Below are 5,482 nucleotides of genomic sequence, written 5' to 3' on the forward strand. Positions count from 1 at the left end.
GCGATTCATCTCCCACTTACTCCGCTTCGCTTCGTTGAAGTGGGAGTCTTCTCGCCTAATTAAGATAAATTTCTAAATCAGTGGGACTGACGGAGATCAATCTGCATCGCGTCCTTTCCTAAATTTTCTTGCTGTTGATACTTATATTCCACAACGGTGTATAAATTCCTTGAGAAAAAATTTTCTATTTTTTGATATTTTCCAACAAAACGAGCCGAAAAATTTTTTTGCACAATTTTAGATGATTGTATTATAATATATATAAACTAATAATTATTATAAAGTAGAGGTGTGCCATGTCACCAATCCAATACGATTATCACCATCTTCCTCATGTAAAAACGCAAAATCAATCCAAAAAAACGCTTTGGATCACTCTTGGTTTAACATTGTTTTTTACGATTGTGGAAATTATTGGAGGACTATTATCTAATTCCTTAGCTTTGCTTTCCGACTCTGCCCATATGGCATCTGACGTATTGGCGCTTGGGCTTAGCATGATCGCTCTTTACCTTGCCACGCGTCCGCCAAATCATCGATTTACGTTCGGCTATTTGCGATTTGAAATTATTACGTCCTTTTTAAACGGTCTTACGTTGGCTATTATTTCCATTTGGATTTTTTGGGAAGGGATTAAACGATTCATTTTTCCCGAACCAATCGATTTTCGCTTAATGCTGACTATTTCCTCGATTGGTTTCATTGTGAATCTCATATTGACCATTGTCCTTAGCCGAAGTACAAAAGAAGAGGAAAACTTAAATATTAAAAGCGCCTTATGGCATTTTATCGGAGATCTTCTTAGCTCCATCGGTGTCATTATTTCAGCAATACTCATTTATTTTACTGGTTTTTATTTTTTCGACCCGCTTATCAGCATTATTATTGCTGCCATCATCTTCACAGGCGGGGCAAAAATTATTCGCGAATCGTATCTCATTTTAATGGAAGCGGTGCCTGATCAGTTTCATCTCGACCAGATTAGAGAGGACATCCGCCAAGTCGAAGGAGTCGAAGATGTACACGACATGCACTTATGGGCCGTTTCCACCGACCACTATTCATTAACCGCACACGTATTTATCAGCGAGCATATCCAGCCGTTTTGTGTCATCTTGGCCATTAACGAGATGCTAAACAAAAAATACGGAATCAAACATACGACCATCCAGGTTGAGCATGCGATGATTCACGATCACGGCAGCTATGGAAAAGAATTTTTGCTTCAGAAAACGAAAACAAAAATGTAAGTCAAATAAACCTTCGAGGCAAATGATACCAACTAAAAAACCCCACAGAAACTCTGTGGGGTTTTTTCATGTAAAAGGATTTTTGACTCACATTTGATAGAGATAAAGGGATAAGACATCAATTCCTTGCCTCCACTAAGTTAGCGACAAGGATATACCGCTTCGGTGCTGCGCCGATGTAGTTGAATGGATAGCACGTAGATACGGTTAATGTGGCTTTTGATTTTGGCACAATCACGGTTCTGTCATCGGCGTCTACAATTCGCACTTTACGGACTTTGTAGGTAAACTCTCCAGCGACCGTTTTATCGATAAGAAGTTGTTTTAATTCCTCTTTCGTTAAGCCATAATCTTCAAGCAATTGTTGTAAATTTTCTTCTGTCAATACATCGCCAAGCTCGCTGCGAAGCTCATCGACATCTTGAAAATCTTCTAATGTGTAGCCATCGTAGTCTAAATATTCTTTCAGCTCTTCCTGGGTCATACCGATCTCGTTTAGATAGCTTTGGAGCTCAGGATCATTGGATTCAATCGCAAAAGCAGAAGCAGGCAATGTTGCGATGGCAAGGGATGCCGCAACAGCAAAAGGAATCAATTTTTTCATAAAATAACCCCCATAGTAAAATAATATAAATATACGAGTTTAGTATAAATGAAAGCAAAATGATTTAATATTGTAAAATATATAACATTAATGTAATAAATTTCATAATGAACAAAAAAAAGAAAAGCCTAGGCAATTAGCTTAGGCTTGCTCGTCAATAGTCGTCCTCTTCTAAATATTTACGTTTTGCTTTTATTATCAAATGCTCTTTGGAATAATACAGGTCGTACATCTTATCAAGCAATTTCCAACGTTCTTCATTGCTCATTTTTTGGATCGCTTCCAAAATTTCATCTGCAGTCATTTGCTTGTTTGCCATTGTTCATTTCAACTCCTCTCCTATTTCACTTTTATTATTAATGTTTTTTTATCCGCATCAGCAAACAAAGGACCAAGCTGTGAAAATCCGATCCTGACTGAAGGGGATATTTATTTATATTTTCTCTAAATCTTCATTCATTTGATTTGCTAAGTTTTTGAAATATAAATAGTAGCAACCCCATATAACTAAATAGACTACAATAAATATAGCTGCTGAAATAAGGATGTTTTTCAAATCAAACGGAATCCACCCAATTCCCAAGGACAGGATAAAATATAAAACAATTACTGTAACAAAGTGCAATGCCGTTTGTTGCGACAGACGGAGCGATTCTAATTCAAAATAAAGCGAAGATACGGCAAAAAACCATCCACAAAATATGCTCCCAAATGAGTTTTTTATAAATTCTTCACCATTAATGACAGGGAAATGACCGAAATAGATGATAGAGCTAGTTACCACTACTGCGATAAAGGAACCGATCAATATCCCGATGATGCTTCTGTATAAGAATTTTTTCATTCTTTTTTCCCCCTATTCATTTTTAATGCTTTTTTGATGGCATGAACATAACGTCGAGAAACGTACTCTTTCACTCCTGATTTAAAATAAACGCATAGAGTGCCATTGAACGATGCTTCAAACCGGCTCAACTCATAGAGATTTACAATGACCGACTTAGAAATGCGAACAAACTTGTTAGAGGGAAGCAATTTTTCGAGCTCATACAGCTTTTCCTTCAATTTAAATGTTCCCTCGGCTGTCACCGCCTCGATGCTATCCCCATGAGCACGAAAAAAATGGATCTCATTTGGCTTTAATATATAATGCATATCACCATTTTTTCCGACAATAAATTCCGTCTCCATCCCTTTTAAAAAATCAAGAATTTCTTTAATCGTGTCATCTACTTCCTTACAGTGAATGGTCACGATTGTCTCATCGTAATCGCTGTCAATATCCAAAGACACTTTCATTCTGCCCGCCTCCTTTACATTCATCTTTTTTATTAAATTGTATTCGTTATGCTAGCTGTTGTCTTCATGATAAAGGTAAAAGGTTGTTTTTCCATCCCATCCGGCAAAAATCGTTCCTTGAAATGCATACGATACATGAACCTCTCCCACCTCGGCGCTATACCGAAACTTCGATAAAACTGGACGATCTGGCCCAAAAAGACCACCTAGCACGGCGATTGATTTTTTCCTTTATTTACGACATAGTGAAAGATCTCTACTACCCGTGGTGCTAGTTGAGCTTTAGCGCTCAACTAGCACCACGGGTATAATTTAGTGATATGCTTTACTCAAAAGAAAGGAGGAAGGCGCATTCCTCCCCCACTTGCTCATTTCATTCGTTGAAGTGGGGGTCTCCTGCGTTAAAACAATGAATTCCAATAAGAAACAGTAATTCCTAGTCCAGATTCATCCCGAACACTTTCTGCCCCCAGAAAACCTAGTTGCTGGGAAGTTAACTCTACCATTTTTTCTGCCATTTGACCGTAACCGTTATCATCTTCAGTACGTTCTGAAGTGAAAATGACTGCATAAATACGGTTTCATACTGATGTCCCTTTCTTACCGCGATTTCATCTAAGCTAAGCACCATCCCTTCCTGAAAAGATGCCTCCGTTGCTGTTTGGCGCTCTTTTGCTTTTTTCGATGCGATGGAGTAATAAATGCGTTCCAATGTTGTATATGGGATGCGGTGCTTTCGGCTAACCTCTTGAATCGTGGAGCCTTCGCAAAGTTCATACAAGTACTCACAAAATCGATTGGTGTAGTGTTGATTGGGTGGAATCGATTCCAAAGAGGCGGAAAACACTTGGGAACAATTCCAGCACCGATAGCGCTTTACCTTTACGAACAAGTACACCGGTTGATGGAAAATCGCCAAATCCCGTACTTTTCTTGTCCGTCTGTCGTGGACAGAGGAAGTGGCAAACCCACAATGAGGGCAACGTTCCTGTGTCTCTGTTTTCTCTACATGAATCGCATAACCATAGGAAAGAAGTTCGTGTTTAATCACTTTAAATTCTGGCAATCCTAGTGATATAGAAAGCACTTACGAGACCTCCCTAATGTTTATTTCACCGCTAACATTATTGCCAGGATCTCGTCAGTGCTTTCTCTTTTTTGCCACTAAATCACAAAATTGGGTGATGAACCTAAAATTTATCATTAGAAGCATGATTGGAGCTTCAATTCGATGAAGCTGATATCTGTTATGTATCCCTTATTCATCTCATCTTTATCCAACTATAACGAAAAACGAATATAAACAAAATACGGCAAGAGTCCGGTGGAATGCCGAACTCTTGCCGCATAAGGTTCACTCTTTTATACGTATCTATTTGACAGGTATTATTATTTAGCCAACCTGTATCCTTTAAACGAATCAATCAAAGGAGCGGATGAAGGAATGATTATGGAGTTAATCTTAAATCCGCCCAATGTGGGTGTGCCTCAAGTCTACGCTCCATATCGCGGAACGCTTTGAGTGAACGGCTTAGCTTGCTGTAAATTTGTAAGCCATGTTTCTAAATTCTCCCTTCGGATGAATGCTTCATTACAGTGATTTCAATGCTTCCGCAATCTCTGTATCCCCTGACATTAAATCGAATGCTTTTTTATACGTATTTGGTTCATCAAGAGATTGAACGATTGTTCTTGCTACATCTTCACGTGGAATGCTCCCGACATTTAAGTTTTCTGCTACAGCAACCAACCCTGTGCCTTTTTCATTAAGAAGATATCCAGGACGAATAATCGTATAATTTAAACCACTATTCATTAACATACGGTCAGCATAATGTTTAGCGACATAATAAGGTTTGAGGTTTTCTGGCCAGTTCTCACGGTTGTGGGCCTGGAATGAGCTCACCATGACAAATCGTTTAATTCCGACTTTTTCTGCAGCTTCCATCGCTTTTACGGCACCGTCTAAATCGACAAGCAATGTCTTATCCGCTCCTGTGTGTCCACCTGAACCGGCGGAGAATACGATCGCGTCACAGCCTTTGGCTGCTTCGGCAATTTCATCGACAGTACCTTCAAGATCAGCGAGTACCGCTTCAATTCCTTTTTTCTGAAAAGCCTCCAATTGCTCTTGTTTTCGAACCATTGCACGAACGGTGTGCCGCTCATGCGCATGAAGCATGCTCACCACTTGTTGGCCTACTTTTCCGTTGGCGCCAATGACCAAAACTTTCATACGCATCCTCCCTTTCTTATATTGGTATTGTCAAAAGTTTATCCTCCACACTCACGGTTTTCCCTTGAGTTTCAACGGTTGGAAGAAAAAAAG

General features: G+C 39.2%; 6 protein-coding genes and 2 pseudogenes. 1 reads left to right on the forward strand and 7 read right to left on the reverse strand.

Annotation, left to right across the window (positions count from 1 at the left end):
* Nucleotides 1-296: 296 nt before the first annotated feature.
* Nucleotides 297-1,250 carry a cation diffusion facilitator family transporter gene (locus DCC82_RS16320; RefSeq protein WP_097355082.1) on the forward strand — a complete coding sequence of 318 codons (954 nt, stop codon included), beginning with the start codon at nt 297-299 and terminating at the stop codon, nt 1,248-1,250.
* A gap of 118 nt (nt 1,251-1,368) precedes the next feature.
* Here the strand turns inward: DCC82_RS16320 and DCC82_RS18395 are convergent, their stop codons facing one another.
* From DCC82_RS18395 to DCC82_RS16355, 7 genes and pseudogenes are all read right to left on the reverse strand, one after another.
* Nucleotides 1,369-1,854, reverse strand: coding sequence for a processed acidic surface protein (locus DCC82_RS18395; RefSeq protein ID WP_015864896.1), 486 nt, complete (start codon nt 1,852-1,854; stop codon nt 1,369-1,371).
* Nucleotides 1,855-2,008: 154 nt separating this feature from the next.
* Entirely contained in the window at nt 2,009-2,173 is a 165-nt protein-coding gene (locus tag DCC82_RS17780) for a hypothetical protein (protein WP_015864897.1), read from the reverse strand.
* A gap of 114 nt (nt 2,174-2,287) precedes the next feature.
* Nucleotides 2,288-2,698 (reverse strand): DUF3021 domain-containing protein, encoded by a 411-nt coding sequence (locus DCC82_RS16330; RefSeq protein WP_015864898.1) that lies wholly within the window; start codon nt 2,696-2,698, stop codon nt 2,288-2,290.
* Nucleotides 2,695-3,153 (reverse strand): LytTR family DNA-binding domain-containing protein, encoded by a 459-nt coding sequence (locus DCC82_RS16335; RefSeq protein WP_015864899.1) that lies wholly within the window; start codon nt 3,151-3,153, stop codon nt 2,695-2,697. The genes DCC82_RS16330 and DCC82_RS16335 overlap by 4 nt, the downstream gene beginning before the upstream one ends.
* Nucleotides 3,154-3,560: 407 nt before the next feature.
* Nucleotides 3,561-3,728, reverse strand: a pseudogene (locus DCC82_RS18400) (antibiotic biosynthesis monooxygenase family protein); the annotation flags it as partial.
* A pseudogene (locus DCC82_RS16345) lies at nt 3,716-4,240 on the reverse strand (transposase family protein); the annotation flags it as partial. The pseudogenes DCC82_RS16345 and DCC82_RS18400, both read right to left, overlap by 13 nt.
* 504 nt (nt 4,241-4,744) lie before the next feature.
* Nucleotides 4,745-5,389 carry an SDR family oxidoreductase gene (locus tag DCC82_RS16355; RefSeq protein WP_015864901.1) on the reverse strand — a complete coding sequence of 215 codons (645 nt, stop codon included), beginning with the start codon at nt 5,387-5,389 and terminating at the stop codon, nt 4,745-4,747.
* Nucleotides 5,390-5,482: the final 93 nt, after the last annotated feature.

The sequence above is a fragment of the Geobacillus sp. LYN3 genome, from assembly GCF_003064505.1.
In the GTDB taxonomy this organism is placed as follows: domain Bacteria; phylum Bacillota; class Bacilli; order Bacillales; family Anoxybacillaceae; genus Parageobacillus_B; species Parageobacillus_B toebii.